This window comes from Pseudonocardia sp. EV170527-09 (assembly GCF_008369905.1).
Lineage (GTDB): Bacteria > Actinomycetota > Actinomycetes > Mycobacteriales > Pseudonocardiaceae > Pseudonocardia.
Genome location: NZ_VRMC01000521.1, coordinates 1 through 260, shown reverse-complemented (window position 1 = coordinate 260; position 260 = coordinate 1). Strand labels below are relative to the sequence as shown.

Genomic DNA, 260 nt, shown 5'->3' with positions numbered 1-260 from the left:
CCCTATATATATTGCTGATTTATAAAATATTATATTTTTACTCGGAGAAACTGAGTATGTTTCTGTCTGGCTATGGTCCCGTATTACTCAGTGGCACTTGGATGACCATACAGCTTGCTTTGTTATCACTGGTACTTTCGATCATTATTGGATTGTTTGGGGCAAGTGCCAAACTCTCTCGTATTCAAATCTTACGTCATGTTGCAACCCTCTATACCACGCTCATTCGTAGTGTTCCTGATCTGGTGATCATGTTGTTG

At 39.6% G+C, this 260-nt stretch carries 1 protein-coding gene; it reads left to right on the top strand.

Annotated features, from left to right (window positions below; all coding sequences use genetic code 11):
* Window positions 1-56: 56 nt before the first annotated feature.
* On the top strand, window positions 57-260 hold a 204-nt coding region (locus FVA95_RS30015), incomplete at its 3' end, for an ABC transporter permease subunit (protein WP_149666992.1).